Source organism: Rhodoferax sp. GT1R46, from assembly GCF_056521285.1.
In genome coordinates, this window is the sequence record NZ_JBWMBC010000011.1 from 13,788 (window position 1) to 29,965 (window position 16,178).

11 protein-coding genes are annotated in these 16,178 nt (G+C 55.9%); 10 read left to right on the forward strand and 1 reads right to left on the reverse strand.

The genetic code is table 11. The features are described 5' to 3' along the window. Positions 1–49: 49 nt before the first annotated feature. From AC097W_RS18920 to AC097W_RS18965, 10 genes are all read left to right on the forward strand, one after another. Positions 50–1,255: a pyridoxal-dependent decarboxylase, exosortase A system-associated gene (locus tag AC097W_RS18920; RefSeq protein WP_479604188.1), complete on the forward strand. Its 1,206-nt coding sequence runs from the start codon at positions 50–52 to the stop codon at positions 1,253–1,255. Between the two features lie 32 nt (positions 1,256–1,287). After that, positions 1,288–3,204 (forward strand): hypothetical protein, encoded by a 1,917-nt coding sequence (locus AC097W_RS18925; protein ID WP_479604189.1) that lies wholly within the window; start codon positions 1,288–1,290, stop codon positions 3,202–3,204. Between the two features lie 102 nt (positions 3,205–3,306). Next, positions 3,307–4,689: a TIGR03013 family XrtA/PEP-CTERM system glycosyltransferase gene (locus tag AC097W_RS18930; RefSeq protein ID WP_479604190.1), complete on the forward strand. Its 1,383-nt coding sequence runs from the start codon at positions 3,307–3,309 to the stop codon at positions 4,687–4,689. Positions 4,690–4,726: 37 nt separating this feature from the next. Next, positions 4,727–6,757 (forward strand): XrtA/PEP-CTERM system histidine kinase PrsK, encoded by a 2,031-nt coding sequence (prsK, locus tag AC097W_RS18935; RefSeq protein ID WP_479604191.1) that lies wholly within the window; start codon positions 4,727–4,729, stop codon positions 6,755–6,757. 26 nt (positions 6,758–6,783) lie between these two features. Then, positions 6,784–8,145 (forward strand): PEP-CTERM-box response regulator transcription factor, encoded by a 1,362-nt coding sequence (prsR, locus tag AC097W_RS18940; protein ID WP_479604192.1) that lies wholly within the window; start codon positions 6,784–6,786, stop codon positions 8,143–8,145. Positions 8,146–8,179: 34 nt separating this feature from the next. Beyond that, positions 8,180–10,954 carry an XrtA/PEP-CTERM system TPR-repeat protein PrsT gene (gene prsT, locus AC097W_RS18945; protein WP_479604193.1) on the forward strand — a complete coding sequence of 925 codons (2,775 nt, stop codon included), beginning with the start codon at positions 8,180–8,182 and terminating at the stop codon, positions 10,952–10,954. 192 nt (positions 10,955–11,146) lie between these two features. After that, entirely contained in the window at positions 11,147–11,755 is a 609-nt protein-coding gene (locus tag AC097W_RS18950; protein WP_479604194.1) for a hypothetical protein, read from the forward strand. A gap of 260 nt (positions 11,756–12,015) precedes the next feature. Then, positions 12,016–12,930, forward strand: coding sequence for an HprK-related kinase A (locus AC097W_RS18955; RefSeq protein WP_479604195.1), 915 nt, complete (start codon positions 12,016–12,018; stop codon positions 12,928–12,930). Then, positions 12,927–14,006 (forward strand): nucleotidyltransferase domain-containing protein, encoded by a 1,080-nt coding sequence (locus tag AC097W_RS18960; protein ID WP_479604196.1) that lies wholly within the window; start codon positions 12,927–12,929, stop codon positions 14,004–14,006. Before AC097W_RS18955 ends, AC097W_RS18960 begins: the two co-directional genes overlap by 4 nt. Before the next feature lie 80 nt (positions 14,007–14,086). Then, positions 14,087–14,827: a S1 family peptidase gene (locus AC097W_RS18965; protein WP_479604197.1), complete on the forward strand. Its 741-nt coding sequence runs from the start codon at positions 14,087–14,089 to the stop codon at positions 14,825–14,827. Here the strand turns inward: AC097W_RS18965 and AC097W_RS18970 are convergent. After that, positions 14,820–16,148 (reverse strand): GNAT family N-acetyltransferase, encoded by a 1,329-nt coding sequence (locus tag AC097W_RS18970; RefSeq protein WP_479604198.1) that lies wholly within the window; start codon positions 16,146–16,148, stop codon positions 14,820–14,822. The two genes, AC097W_RS18965 and AC097W_RS18970, sit on opposite strands and share 8 nt — an antisense overlap. Positions 16,149–16,178 lie beyond the last annotated feature (30 nt).

The following is a 16,178-nucleotide window of genomic DNA, read 5'->3' on the forward strand; positions in this document are numbered from 1 at the left end:
ATGACTCCCAATGACCCCTACTGAACGCCCACTTCCCGTCCATGCCCCCATGGACCAGTTCCCTGTCGTTGACGGTGAACTGCAAATTGGCGGTATGCCGCTCTCGCGCCTGGTGGAGCGTGTGGGGCAAACTCCTTTTTACGCCTATGACCGCAGCCTGCTGCGCGCGCGGGTCGGCGTACTGCGGGCCGTGTTGCCCAAGGCCATCAAACTGCACTACGCCATGAAAGCCAACCCGATGCCTGCCGTGGTGGGCCTGATGGCGGGGCTGGTGGATGGCGTGGATGTGGCCTCCGCCGGCGAGTTGCAGGTGGCCTTGAATGCGGGTGCCAACCCCCAGGAGATCAGCTTTGCCGGGCCGGGAAAGAAAACTAACGAACTGCGCCAATCGGTGGCAGCAGGCGTGTTGATCAACATTGAGTCGTTCCGCGAAGTATCGGAACTGGCAACCATTTCCGCGGAGTTGGGCTTGCCAGCGCGGGTGGCGGTGCGCGTGAACCCTGACTTTGAGCTCAAAGGCTCGGGCATGAAGATGGGCGGAGGCCCCAAGCAGTTTGGTGTGGACGTGGAACAAATGCCCGCGCTGATGGATTTGATTCGCAGCACCGGCGTGCAGTTTGAGGGGTTTCATCTGTTTGCGGGCTCCCAAAACCTCAAGGCCGAGTCCATTTGCGATGCCCAGCGCAAGTCCTATGAGTTGGCCCTGCGCTTGGCGGAACTGGCCCCCGCACCGGTGCGCTTCCTCAACCTGGGCGGAGGCTTTGGCATTCCCTATTTTCCGGGCGAGCAGCGGCTTGATCTGGCGCCGATAGGTGACAACCTGGCCCACATCTGCGAACGCGCTGCCACGGAGTTGCCCGAAGCGGGCATCGTGATTGAGCTGGGGCGCTACCTGGTGGGTGAGGCCGGCGTGTACGTGGCGCGGGTGGTGGATCGCAAGGTCTCACGCGGGCAGGTGTATCTGGTGACAGACGGTGGGCTGCACCACCATCTCTCCGCCTCAGGCAACTTTGGGCAGGTGGTGCGGAAAAATTATCCTGTCGCCATTGGTAACCGCATGCACGCTAGGGAGCAGGAGGTGGCGTCGGTGGTCGGACCCTTGTGTACGCCGCTGGATTTGCTGGCGGACCGCATGGCCTTGCCGCGCGCCGATGTGGGTGACTTGGCGGTGGTGTTCCAGTCGGGGGCCTATGGCGCAAGTGCCAGTCCGCAAGGGTTTTTGGGGCATCCACACTGCGTTGAAGTACTGGTCTAAGGGGCGTTGCACTGAACCATCTGGCCCGCCTTTTGCTGGCGCTTTCCTGTCTGCTGGCGGGCGCCGCGTTGGCCTGGAACCACCCGTTGTGGCCAATGGGTGCAACGCTTGTCTTGTGGGTCTGGTGCGTCATGGCGGCGTCGTTTCCGGCGGCATGGCTCTTTGTGGTACCGGCCTGTCTGCCATTTTTGAACTTTGCGCCCTGGACCGGGTGGCTGGTGTTCGATGAGTTTGATATCTTGCTGTTGGGCACTTTGGCGGGCGGTTACGGGCGCTGGGCTTTGGAGCATCGAGGGCCCGCAGAGTGCGCTCCGCCGCGTCTGCCGGCTCTTATCCCTGTGTTGCAGGGTCTGCTGGGTATTGCCAGCCTGTGGGCGCTGCACCGCGGGTTGGAGGATTCCGGGGGTTTTGCCTTTGATTGGTTCGCCGGGTACGGCGATGCCCTCAACAGTGTGCGGGTGTTCAAGAGCCTGGGTTTTGCACTGCTCCTGCTGCCCTTGCTGCGGCGGGAGTTTCGTCATTCAACTGCAAGGGCCAGTCAGCGGCTGGCGGCGGGCATGGTTGCTGGGCTGGGCCTATTGACGCTGGCCGTGGTGTGGGAGCGAGCGGCCTTTGTCGGACTGCTGGATTTTTCAACCAATTACCGCACCGTGGGTCTTTTCTGGGAAATGCACGTGGGGGGTGCCGCTATTGACAGCTATCTGGCGCTTGCGTCGCCATTCGTCGTTTGGGCACTGGCAGTGGCCAGAAGGCGCCTGACGTGGGTTGCTGCCGCCGTGTTGGCACTCCTGACGGCGTATGCCTGCCTGACCACTTTCTCACGTGGCGTGTACCTGTCAGTCGTTGCCCCTCTGGGTTTGCTGGCGGTATTGCTTTGGAGGCAAAAGCATGCATCAACGCAACGCAAAAGCAAAAATTTGTGGTGGGAAGGTTGGCGAGCCAAGGGCAGCGCGGCGCTGGTTTTCTTGATAGCGTTGGAGGTGGCAGCCGTGCTGGGAGCGGGGTCATTCATGGCGGAGCGGCTGGCCAAAACCAGTCAGGATTTGGGTAGCAGGATGGAGCATTGGCAGCGCGGTATGGGCTTGCTGCAGGGCCCGGCCGACTGGTGGCTCGGCAAGGGGCTGGGACGGCTACCCGGCAACTATGCGGCGAAGGTGCCAAACGAGGGGTTTTCTGGCACGGTAGAGCTGCATTCCGGGAAGAAGGCTGGCCAGCCAATCAATGGATTCATGTCCCTGCGCAGTGCGGAAAACCTGGACGATCTGGGCGGATCGTATGCCCTGACACAACGCGTGCAGGTGGACTCAGCGGGTGGGTACCGTGTCAGCATGGCGGTGCGGGTGCAGGAGCCGACGGATTTGTATGTGGCGCTGTGCGAGCGGCACTTGTTGTACGACCGCGCGTGCCAGGACATGCTGGTGACGGTATTGCCGGGGAAAACGGCTTGGCAAACGGTGGCGTTCCCGTTGAGGGGGCCTCCACTGGGCGGCGGCACCTGGTACGCGCCACGCATGCACCTGTTTGAAATTTCAGTGGCCAGTCCCGCAGGGGCGGCAGACATTGATAACCTGGATCTGACTGGTGAACGTGCTCGGAGTCTGCTCGAAAACGGAGATTTTTCGAGGGGTCTGACCCAGTGGTTTCCTGCAGCACAGTCCTATTTCCTGCCATGGCACATCGATAACCTGTATCTGGAGGTTCTGATTGAGCGGGGTCTGGTTGGCTTACTGCTGCTGGGTGCGCTGATCGCTGTGGCGTTGTGGCACCTGTCGCTGGGGCAAGCCCGGACGAAGGCGCTTTCGCCTTTCCTGGCAGCGTCGCTGGCTGGGCTTCTGGTGGTGGGGGTGGTTAGCAGCGTGATGGACGTCCCCAGGGTGGCTTTTTTGTTCTTTTTGCTGCTGTTTGCATCGACCGAACTCGCCCGCCAGCCTGAAAGCGAGGCCTGCTAGAATTTTTTAACGGTCAAAACCGTGGTTTCTTTACCCATTCACTGCTTTAATGGGCGTAGAAGATGGGGTCCGATAACAGGCTCGACAATCGGGAATTTGGGAATGATAAAAATACTAGGTCACTATTTTCATAAACGCACACTGCTGCAGATGTGCTTTGATTTAGGGCTGGTGGTCACCGCCATGCTGGTTGCTGTTCTGGTGCAAGTGGCAGAACCGGCCTACCTGGTACCCCGTATTTTGGCCAACTCGCTGGTGCTGGGCTTGGGCGTTCTGATCATCAACCACGGCCTTGGGTTTTACCAGCGTGGACATAACCGGACCATTGGGCAGACGCATGCCCGGGCGGTGCTTGCATTTTGTGCATCCGTGCCGCTAGCCTATCTGGTCTGGAAATTCTCTTACCAGAGTGGTGACGACCGGCGTGCCGTGATGTCGGCTTTGATCGCTGTCTTGATTCTGATGCTGGTAACCAGAATCTATGTGGCCAACTCCACCCCGGCTGAAAGCATGCGCCAGCGGGTGTTGATTCTGGGTACCGGAAAACCCGCCAAACATGTCGGGAAAAGCCTGAAAAATTCAGACCCCAATGTTGATCTTGTTGGCTACTTCCCCAGCCCTAACGAAACAGTACCTGAGGTTTCAGCATGGGGGCTTCTGGTTTCCGACAAGCCCCTGTCGGACATCGTGGTCGACGAGAGAGTCGACGAAATCGTGGTCGCGCTCTCAGAGCGCCGCGGCGGTAGCATGCCGCTGCGTGAACTGCTGGATTGCAAGTTGCGTGGCGTGCGGGTGGTCGATGTGGCGACCCATTTCGAAAAAACCCTGGGGCAAATCAGGCTGGACTCCATATCCGCTGGCTGGCTCATATTTGGGGATGGCTTTGGTCACGGCTGGGCGCGGGCTGCCGTGAAGCGGGTTTTTGACATTGTCTGCGCGTCGATTCTGATTGTCGTCACGTTGCCCATCATGGTCATCACCGGTATTTTGATACTGATCGAGAGTGGTGGGCCCATGCTGTACCTGCAAGAGCGCGTAGGGTTGAATGGTCGTCTCTTCAACGTGGTGAAGTTTCGCAGCATGCGAATCGACGCCGAAAAAGATGGCACGCCCCGCTGGGCCAGTGCTTCGGATGATCGGGTGACACGGGTGGGGCGGGTGATCCGCAAACTGCGTATTGATGAGTTGCCGCAGCTTTTTGGCGTGCTGGGCGGTGCGATGAGTTTGGTGGGCCCTCGCCCTGAACGCCCGTTTTTTGTCGACAAATTGACGAAAGAAATCCCTTTCTTTGCGGTGCGACAAAGTGTCAAGCCAGGCGTAACTGGCTGGGCGCAAGTACGCTACCAATATGGTGCTTCAGTAGAAGATGCAGCTGAAAAGCTGCAATACGATTTGTACTACGTAAAAAATCACAACCTCTTCCTCGACATTGTCATTTTGTTTGAGACCGTAGGGGTGGTGTTGATGCGCAAGGGTGCCCAGTAGCATGGCCGTGATGGCCTGGAGCCAGTTCCTTGTTGGAATGGCTTACTCGCTCTTTGTGTTCCGTCTGGCGCAGCAGGGGAGTCCAGGCCCCTCGCACGATCGCTCCAATGCGCTGGTGGTTGCGACCGTAGTGTGCACCGCCCTGTGGGGCTGGTTTGGACTGGCGTTCTCTTTCACAGCCAATCCGCTGTGGTTGTTGTTCAGCAACCTGCTGGATTTGCTTCGCTATGGTGGGTGGTTCGCGTTCCTGTTGACGCTGCTCCGTCCGGCTCCCTCCAGTGCACGCTCCGTCCGGTTGCCGTGGTTGGCGGTTGTGGCGGGTGCGCTGATACTGTTGGGTGTGGTGTCCCTGTTGCTTGCGAGTTTCGGCATCGGTAACCTGGCGCTGGTTTCGCAGTTGCGTCTTGTTGGCGTCATGGCAACCTCGATTTTTGCGCTGGTCTTGCTGGAGCAAGTGTTTCGCAATGCCACCGAAGATTCCCGCTGGAACCTCAAACCTTTGTCCCTTGGGTTGGCCGGAGCTTTCCTGTTTGATCTGTACTTGTTTTCAGAAGCGGTCATGTTCAACCGCGTGGACACGGATGCGCTCAGCATAAGGGGTGGTGTGCACGTGCTGGTTTTGCCGTTGCTCGTGCTTTCCATGACACGGCGCAGCGACTGGATATCGAAGATTCGTCTTTCGCCCAAGGCGGCATTTCATTCCGCAACGCTATTGATTGCAGGCGCATACCTCGTTTTTATGTCTGCGGTAGGCTACTACGTGCGGTACTTTGGTGGCGAGTGGGGCCGGGCGCTGCAAGTCGGGTTTGTCTTCTTCACCCTGATTCTGCTGATGGTGCTGGCCATGTCGGGTTCCATGCGCGCGAGTCTTCGGGTGTTCCTGGGAAAACATTTCTTTCGATACCGCTACGACTACCGCGACGAGTGGCTCAAGTTCACCAAGACATTGTCAAGTCGCAACACGCCTCAGGAAATGGGGCAGCAAGTCGTTCGTGGTTTGGCGGAGATGCTGGAAAGTCCTGGCGGAAGCCTGTGGATGCGATCCAAAGGCGAGGCTGATTTCAGTCAGACTGCCTGCTGGAACATGGCCCAGACCGCAGATCGGGAAAAGGCGGATTCACCGCTGTGCGAATTCATGGCCACCAGCGGTTGGGTCGTCAACCTGGAGGAATACCGATCTTTTTCGCGCCGGTATGGTCAGATGCAGCTGCCGCTTTGGCTGCAGGACCTTGCGCAGGCGTGGTTGGTGGTTCCTTTACTGGTAGGGTCGGAGTTGATTGGCTTTGTGGTGCTGGCCAGTGCGCGCACGCGCGTGGAGGTGAATTGGGAAGTCAATGATCTGCTGAAAACTGCCGGCCAGCAGGCGGCGAGCTTTCTGGCGCAAATGCAGGCGACCGAGGCGCTGCTGGAGGTCCGCAAGTTTGATGCGTTCAATCGCATGTCCGCCTTCGTGGTGCATGATTTGAAAAACATCGTGACCCAGCTGTCCCTGATGATGAAAAATGCCAAGCGTCTGGGGGATAACCCGGAGTTTCAGCAGGACATGCTGATTACCGTTGAGAACTCTCTGGAACGAATGCGCCAACTCATGTTGCAGTTACGCGAGGGGGCCACTCCGCCGGGGGCCGCTTTTGGCGTCAATCTGGGCAGTATTGTTGGCCGCATCGAAGCAGTAGCCTTGGGGCGGGGTCGGGTGCTTGAGGTTCAAATGGGTGATGTGGTGCTGGCGCGCGGTCATGAAGAGCGGCTGGAGCGCATCATCGGTCACGTTGTACAAAACGCATTTGATGCAACAGACCCGTCGGGGCGTGTCTGGCTCACCCTTGACCGCGTAGGTGGCCAAGCCCGAGTGATGGTGGGCGATACGGGGCAGGGCATGTCGCCAGAATTCCTGCGTGATCGTCTTTTCAAGCCGTTTCAAACCACCAAACAGTCGGGAATGGGCATTGGTGCATACGAAAGTTTCCAATACGTTCAGGAATTAGGTGGCAAGATTGATGTGGCAAGCGCGGTGGGTGCTGGAACCACGGTCACTTTACTATTGCCGGTGTTTGACGCGCAAAGGTAATCAGGCATTCACATTTGAGAAGTTTCATGACATCCGAAAAATCTCGTTCGTTGTTGATCGTCGAAGACGATCTGGCGCTGCAAAAGCAAATCAAGTGGTCACTTGACCGCTTTGATTCGGTGACGGCCCATGATCGGGAAAGTGCGCTGGTGCAATTGCGCAAAAGCACGCCCGCAGTGGTGACCATGGATCTGGGGCTGCCGCCAGATGCCGACTCGGTGTCAGAAGGGTTCAAGCTGCTGGAGCAGATCATGGCGGTGGACCCTGATATCAAGGTGATTGTCTTGACGGGTCAAAACGACCAGGCCAACGCCCTTCGGGCGGTAGCCATGGGCGCGTATGATTTTTTTGCCAAGCCGTTTGAGCCGGAGTTGCTCAATCTGACGGTTGAGCGTGCCTTTCGGCTGTTCGAACTCCAGAGCGAGAATCGCCGTTTACGCGAAATGCATCAGCCCGACGCATTGTTTGGATTGATTACGCGTGATCCGGAGATGATGCGCATTAGCCGTACCATCGAAAAGGTGGCCAGTTCGAACGCAACCGTGATGTTGCTGGGTGAAAGCGGTACCGGCAAGGAGGTTTTGGCGCGTGGGTTGCACGGCGCATCACCTCGCCGCAACGGCAAGTTTGTCGCCATTAACTGTGCGGCTATTCCTGAGAATTTGCTGGAGAGCGAGTTGTTCGGGTTTGAGAAAGGCGCGTTCACGGGGGCCTCAAAGCAGACCATGGGCAAAATTGAAACGGCGCATGGCGGCACTTTGATGCTCGACGAAATTGGAGATTTGCCGTTTCCGCTACAGGCGAAGTTGCTTCGATTTTTACAGGAAAGAACGATTGAGCGCTTGGGCGGGCGCCAGGAAATCCCGGTGGATGTTCGTATCGTTTGCGCGACCCACCAGGATCTCAACGCTCTGAGCAAAGAAGGACGCTTCCGCGAGGATTTGTATTACCGGTTGGCCGAAATAGTAATCAACATCCCGCCACTGCGTTCCCGTGTGGGAGATGCAGCCATGCTGGCGCACGCGTTTGTCAAAAAATTTGCCCAGGAACAGAATCGACCGGCTATGACTTTGAGCGAAGACGCGGTCAGGGCGGTCGAACTACACCGCTGGCCTGGCAATATTCGGGAGCTGGAGAACTGCATCAAGCGTGCCATCATCATGGCCGATGGCAAGCAGATTACCAGTGACGATTTGGGCTTGAAAAGCGTTGTTGAGGATGCGGCCGACAACTCGCTGGACCTGCGCATGATTCGTGACAACGCGGAGCGGGGAGCCATTATTTCGGCACTCGGCCGGGTGAATGGAAATATGGTGAAAGCTTCGGAGTTGTTGGGTGTCAGTCGGCCCACGCTCTACGATTTGATGCACCGGTTGGGTTTGAAATAAGTTGCTGGATGCGTGTTTGTAACTGAGGGTAAAAATGAACTCCAAGAAATCTTTTTCTCGCTATCAGCTCCCTGCTTTGTTGATGGCACTGATGCTGGTGGCCTGTGGCGAAAAGCCGGAAGCGATGCTGAACTCCGCAAAAGACTATTTGGCAAAAAACGACAGTAAGGCTGCCGTTATCCAGATCAAGAATGCGCTACAAAGTAATCCAGATCTTCCGGAGGCGCGGTACTTACTGGGCGTGGCATTGCTGGACGGCGGGGATCCGGTGAGTGCTGAAACCGAGTTGCGAAAGGCATTGGCCTTGAAAGTGCCACAAGCCCAAGTGGCCCCTTACTTGGCTAAAGCGATGCTCGCCCAGGGTCAGGCCAAGAAAGTGACGGATGAGTTTGGCCAAGTAGTGTTGAGTCAGACGCCCGAGATGGCCAGCCTGCAAACCACGCTCGCTGAGTCGTTTGCCGCGCAAGGGCTTGCCGATTTATCGCAGGCCGCTCTCGGTGCTGCACTAAAGGCGGATGCCACCTATGCTCCCGCACTACTGCTGCAGGCACGTCAAAAAGCCGGCCAGCGCGATTTTGATGGTGCGTTGGCATTGGTGGATGGCTTGATTGCCAAATCCCCCAAGAACTATGAGGCATTGAAACTCAAGGGCGACTTGTTGCTGTACGCAAAAAACCAACCCGATGAGGCGTTGACGGCCTATCGCCAAAGCGTGGACGCGCGGCCCGACTTTATGGCCGCGCATTCTGCGGCTACGAGCATTTTGTTTCAGCAAGGAAAGCTGGATGATGCGGAGAAGCAAATCGCAAAGATGAAGGCGTTTGCGCCCAGCAACCCCCAGACCAAGTACATGGAGGCCCAACTGGCGTTTCAGCGGAAGGATTTCAAGCTGGCCAGAGGCAATTTGCAGCAAGTTCTCAAAGGTGCCCCCAACAACATACTGGCATTGCAGCTTGCTGGAGCAATTGAGCTTCAGTTGGATTCCGTTTTGCAAGCCGAGAGCTACTTGAGCAAGGCATTACAGCTGTCACCCGACCTGCCGTTGGCACGCCGATTGCTGGTAACGGCCTACCTGCGCTCCGGTAACACAACCAAGGCGTTGGCAACAATGGCGCCCGGTCTCAACAAGGAGAACGTGGACCCCGCATTGCTATCGCTGGCTGGTGAGGTGTATCTGCAAGCCGGGGACGTCAAAAAGGCAGAGGACTACTTTGCCAAGGCCAGCAAGCAGGATCCCCAGAACGCAAGAAAGCGGACCGCCCTTGCGGTAGCCCAGCTAATGGGCGGGCAAGTGGATTCAGCGTTTGGTGAACTGGAGAATATTGCTGCTTCGGACAAAGGCACGACTGCGGATATGGCATTGATAAGTGCGCACCTGCGGCGCCAGGAGTTTGACAAGGCGTTAAAGGCCATCGAAGCCCTTGAGCGAAAGCAACCCGATAAGCCCGTGGCGGCCATCTTGCAAGGGCGCACTTACGTTGCCAAAAAGGAGATGTCGCTGGCGCGGAAGAGCTTTGAGCGGGCGCTGGTCATTGATCCGACCTACTTTCCCGCAGTTGCAAGCCTGGCTGCGATGGACGTGGAGGAAAAAAAGCCCGAAGACGCGAAGAAGCGATTTGAGTCGGTGCTGGGAAAAGACCCGAAAAATGCGCAAGCACTGCTGGCATTGGCAGAACTGAGCGCCCGTTCAGGGGCGGCTAAAGAAGAGGTTGCCAAACTGATCGGCAATGCGGTCGCCGCCAACCCTGCTGATGCAGCTCCGCGCTTGTTGCTGGTTGACTTCCACTTGCGCAACAAAGATGTCAAGCAGGCGCTGGCGTCTGCCCAGGATGGGGTCGCCGCTATACCGGACAACCCTGAGCTATTGGATGCACTGGGTCTCGCGCAGCAGGCTTCGGGGGAGTTTAATCAGGCCATCACGACGTTCAACAAAGTTGCGGCTTTACAGCCATTGTCGCCGCAGCCTTACGTGCGATTGGCTGAAGCACATTTGGCCGCCAATGACAAGGCGGCCTCGGCGCAGGACCTGCGTAAAGCCCTTGAGCTCAAGCCAGACCTTCAGCAGGCGCAGCGGGGCTCCATCATGCTGGACGTTGACGGCAAGCGGTTCCCAAGTGCATTGAGTACGGCGCGGACCATGCAAAAGCAGAGTCCCACCGACCCCATCGGGTATGTGCTAGAGGGGGATGTCTATGTCGCTCAAAAAAATTGGGATAGTGCCCTTGCTGCATACGGCAATGGACTCAAGCAAGCTCCGTCTGCGGAACTGGCTCTGAAATATCACGGGGTGAATGTTGCTTCTGGAAAGAATGCCGACGCAGAGAAGTTCGCATCTACATGGCAAAAAGATCACCCTAAAGACGTTGCGTTTTTACTGTATCTGGCCGATGCGGCAATGGCTCGCAAAGACTACGGCCAGGCCGAGCGCAATTATTTGGCAGTGCTCAAATTGCAGGAGAGAAATGCAGTCGCCTACAACAATTTGGCGTGGGTAACTGCCAGGCTTAATAAAGCGGGGGCAATTGCTTACGCGGAGAAAGCGATTGCCATTGCGCCCAATCAGCCCGCGTTCATGGACACCCTGGCAATGTTGTTGTCCGAAAAAAATGAACACGCCAAGGCGATCGAGTTGCAAAAGAAAGTCGTCGCCTTGCAGCCAGAAACCCTGCTTTTTAAACTCAACCTTGCAAAGATGCAGATCAAGGCGGGAGATAAAATTGGCGCCAAGTCAACATTAGATGAGCTTACCAAGCGGGGAGACAAGTTCGACGGGCAGGCGGAGGTAGCTGCGTTGCTAAAGTCGTTATAAATAAGTGTGTCGGAAAAATTGACAGCGCAGCTTCATTTCGCCCTGCCTGAAGGAGGGAGTTGATGGGCAGGCCTTTCCAATCAACGGGTTATGTGGCAGCTGGTTTATTGGCGCAAAAATTGCTTGTTATGGTTTTGGCGGTACGATAAACTGTGCGAACCGATTTCGTCATCGGATATTGGGAGAATGGATATGAACGAGAACCCTGTAGGCGATGCCGCAGCGAATAATGATTTGCCTCAAGACGTCGGTGTCGACCAGAATCGCCGCAGGCTTGGTACGTTGGGTGTCACTGGTAGCGCGGTGTTAATGTCTTTGTCCAGTAAATCAGCTGTCGCGGGTTGGGGTTCTTGTACTGGTTCTGAATTGGCGTCGGGCAACCTGTCGAAAGCTGGAACGGCTAATCCTTGCGGATGCAGTCCTGGCTTCTGGTGGAACGATAATGGCGTAGCGCTTCGAGGGACAGCCCCCTCTTTACTGGCCTACCCTTTTACACTTGTATTCAACACCTATTTTGGGCGTAATTTTCTCTCCAATGCGAATACAATTTTTCAAAATTGTGGACCAAGCGCTAACCCAACGTACACAGTGGCGGCACCTGTAAGTACAGCCATGCATGCAATTGCCGCATTGCTCAATGCGGCGTACTATGGCGCCCGCTACCCTGTCATTGGCATGCAAACTCCGGCAGCCGTGAAGACTGCGTTTCAAAACGCATTTGACAATGGAACCCTCGTTGGTTTTGTAGCCCAGGTTGATGTGTACAAAGCTGGAGTCTGGTGCAACGGAACCAACGGGTGATCCTTCGTAATGCGGATATGCAGCGGGGTCAAATGGCGTGAATATGACGACGGAATCGTCGTTTACGTGCCCGCAACCTGTGAGACCCATATTCTGGCAAAGCATTTTTCCGCATTTTTTCACGCATCATCACCTCTGGCTGCTTCTTTGAAATCTGGAGCGGGTACGCTGGAGACATTCGACTGCGAGGCCGCGATTTCTTCGTTCCCAGTTCAATTCGTCGAAGAGTTGTTGTCACTAAAAATCCTTGACTCTGGCAATTGAAAATTCACCAACTTTCCTTGGCAGAGGTGCGAGTACGCTTGGCATTTCAGGGTTTGCGCATCCCTTGCGGACCATTCAACGTCAGCATCCATTCCGGCCTGGCACCCTTGGCTTGGGTGTTGCACAAGATCTATGCTGATTTCCCGATAGCGGATGAATCGGCCTATGTTGATTTTGAGGTGAAACTCGAAGCGCCGAACTACTTGCGCAAGTTCGTGCGGAAGCAGGTAAGCTTCAGCTGTGACGGGCGAATTCCTTTTAAGCCGTTGCCTATTGGCCAAGCGTTTCCCATGATGGAATGGGGCTTGAATTGGGTGATTTCGTCTCATGCACACAGCTACCTGGTTATTCATGCGGCGGTCGTAGAGAAGAATGGCCGGGCTCTGATTTTGGCAGCGGACCCTGGCTCAGGAAAGAGCACGCTGTGCGCAGCATTGGTACACCGAGGCTGGCGCCTTCTGTCCGATGAGTTGGCTCTGGTTGATCTCGTAAGTGGGCAAGTGTTGCCCATCGCGAGGCCGATCAGTCTAAAGAATGCATCTATAGGGGTTGTCGGGGCGCTTGGCGCTGACGTCGAATTGAGTCCGGTGTGCCACGACACCGCCAAGGGATCCATTGCCCACATGAAGCCGCCTGCCGCCAGCGTGGGCTCGATCGCTTTGTCCGCCAAGCCTGCTTTGGTGGTTTTCCCCAAATATGCCAAGGGCACCCACCTCTTCAGCGAAAAGGTCGGATCTGCTCAGGCCTTCCTTGAAATTGCACGGCATACTTTCAACTTTTCAGTGCTGGCTGGGGATGGTTTCGATGCAATCGGCCGTCTAATTGACCAAGTCCACGCATCCCGTATTTCCTATTCGTCCTTCGATCAGGTCGTTCCGGAAATTGAACGCTTGTGGCAGGAAACTGAATGACGGCAATCGTCGCGAATCCCCATTTACTGGCCTCGGTTCTGTCCAAGCCTGATTTGGCGGCTGAATTGGATACGCGCAACTGGGAGCGCCTTGTGTGGCAAAGTCGCGCGGCAGAACTGATGGGGCAGCTGCATCACACCCTCGGTTCCACCGGAAACCTGGACTGTGCGCCCGAAGAAGCACGACGCCATCTAGACGCCGCCTGGACGATCTCTGAAAAACATGCAGTCGCAGTGCGCCATGAACTCCGTGGATTGCAAGAAATTCTTCAGCCACTGGGGGTCCCCGTCATCTTGCTGAAGGGTGCAGCCTACTGCGCTCAGAATAATCGAGCGTCAGTCGGTAGAATTTTCAACGACATCGACATATTGGTACCCAAGTCAGCGTTGCCAGCGGTCGAAGAGCGCCTGACATGGGCAGGCTGGTTTGCAACACACACCAATGCGTACGACGAACGTTACTATCGGGACTGGATGCATGAGATTCCTCCGCTAGAGCACAAAAATAGAGCCACTGCGCTGGATGTCCATCACACCATTCTTCCTCCAACCTCCGGCATACGTCCAGATCCCAATGATTTCTTCACGGCAGCCAAGCCATTAGCTGGTGAATGGTCGTTCTTCAAGGTACTGTCGCGGGAGGATATGGTCATCCACTCGGCATGCCATTTGTTCTTTGGGGAGTTCCATAAAGGACTTCGGGATCTCTTGGATCTCCACGCGCTCCTCACCGATTTTGGTGCAGACAGCCAGTTTTGGGATGCTCTGCTAGACCGGGCTGATCATTTGGGTCTGACTCAACCGGTGGTTGATGTACTCCAGCAGTCCTGCCGGATATATAACACCCCTGTACCTGCTTCAATACGTGGCAATTTACAAAAACGTACGTCGACGCGTTGGCCTCGCTGGATGAGGGCATGGCTTTTTGAACATGCGTTGCGTCCCAATCACTCTTCGGCCGCGGGGATATCCACACCGATGGGGCACTGGATGATTTTTGCACGCAGCCATTGGTTGCGAATGCCGTTGCCGTTGCTGATCTATCACATTTCGCACAAGCTATTTGCGGAAAAGTGATATACCCAAACATTTTGGGGTGCGTCTATATGATCAGGCAGCGTTTGTCATCTTTCTTGCCTTTGTTTCGAGTCTACGTAATGGCGTTGCTCGGTATCGGTCACGCCGCCCAAGCGGACCTTCCCGACTCCATCACGCGAGTCAAGCCTTCGGTGGTCATCGTTGGGACCTTCCGCACGACCGACAGCCCGCGGTTCAGGCTGCGAGGTACAGGCTTTGTGGTGGGGAATGGCCAGCAGGTTATAACGAATGCGCATGTTCTTCCCGATGCTACTGAGGATACCTCGGATTTGAACTTGGTAGTGCAGGTCAGAGGGGTAGATGGTGCGCTGCAAATGCGAGCCGCCACTTTGCAGGATCGTGATGTGCAGCACGATCTCGCGCTGCTTCGCATCGAGGGTGCTCCGGTATCTGCGCTCGTTGTAAGAGATTCTGGTACGGTCCGGGAAGGACATGCAGTTGCGTTTATGGGCTTCCCGATTGGTGGCGCGCTGGGGTTCTCTCCTGTTACGCACCGCGCCACAGTGTCGTCAATCACCTCTGCGGCGCTGCCTACCCCGACAGCACAGCAACTCAATGAAAAAGCAATTCGTAGTTTGCGCGCCGGCAGCTTTGAAATATTTCAACTCGATGGCACAGCCTACCCAGGCAACAGTGGTGGTCCACTCTTTGATCCGGACAACGGTGAAGTCATCGGCGTAGTCAACATGGTTTTTCTCAAAGGGACGCGTGAGTCAGCGCTGACCCACCCGTCGGGTATCAGTTACGCGATACCCTCCAAGTTTGTTCTTCAGCTTTTGCAAGGACGCAGCGCTAAATAATCGTCTGCCCGTCGCTCAGAAACTGGGTTGCATTCGTCAAGTCTTCGTGCGTAGCGCCTGTATGCAGGACGCCTACAAACTTACGCCAGGGCAGATCGGGTTCTTCCAGTTTGAATCCATAGAATCCGGTAGAGCCTCTGAACTCGCCCCTGATGACTTTAGCCTTGATCGTTGACTTCTCGTCGTTGCCCAGTTGAATGATGGCCTCGCCCCACACATTGGACCGAAGAGGGTGCTTGGAATAGGCAAGGAACCCGGTTTCAGACAGTTCAACGACGCGTAACGCGAAAGGCCCTTTATTCTTTTGGTCGGGGTACGCAAATTTTCCTGGACACATCAACGAATAACGCTGGTGCTTCCTGCGTTTACTGTGGGGAGATGAATCGGCGAAAGTTGTCGGCAAAACTGACTGGTATTTTTCAGTGTCATAAATGGAATGGAGCAATGATTTATGTCGCTCGTCCAACTGGCTGAAAGTGGAGGTGCATTCGTTAAAAAAGTAGTCCAGCAGGTCAGGAGTCATGACCGGGTCATTGGTCGTGAAGTAACGTCTCGAAGGCATGATGATGTTTTGCATCCGCGTTCGCACGAAATATGCATAGAGGTTTTTGGCTGGAGACTTCTTGCCATAGACTTGCTTGAGAATCGACTCCGCCCTTTGCAGGTCAAGGCTGGCGCCCACTGCTGGCGCACCGTTTGCAAAATCGTAGTTGTCCACGACGGATTGTTCAAGTCGCTTGAAAAACAGAAGTGACTCGTACATCTCGATACGGTCCGGGTTGACCGCAATCACCAGGTGACGTGTATCAAAAAAGTTCGTGCAGTACTCGTACATGAACTTCATCAACGGAAACAGGATCGACCCTCCTGTCTTCCTGAACTTGGGGTGCACGGCCAAGGCAGACACCTCCGCTATCTGGCCGCCCTTGGCGCGCACTTGGTGCAAATTAAACACCGACTGGAGGGGGAATCCGAAAACACTCTCGCGAATCAAGGATAGTGTTCCAACCACCTCGCCGTCGAACTTGGCACACAGTGTCGTAGTTGTGGGTAGGGCGTGATAGATGGTGGCGCGCATGCCCGATGGGTCAGGCCGCATGAATCCGCTTCCTACATAGGCGTCATGCAGCAGACGAAAGCAGGCCTCCAGTTCTTCCTTGGTATCGGCAATTTTGAGAACAAGTCGGCTGTCGGGTTGCGGATCGCAGTTCACAAAGGCGCGGTAAACCGCAAAACGCAGTTTTCTGGGCAGGATGCCGAAGGCTCGCCGCATTGCGTGGTGCAGACGCCTTTTGATGGATGAGGCAAATGAATGTTGCATATATTCCGTCGCGGAGGGGTTGCCAAGCCA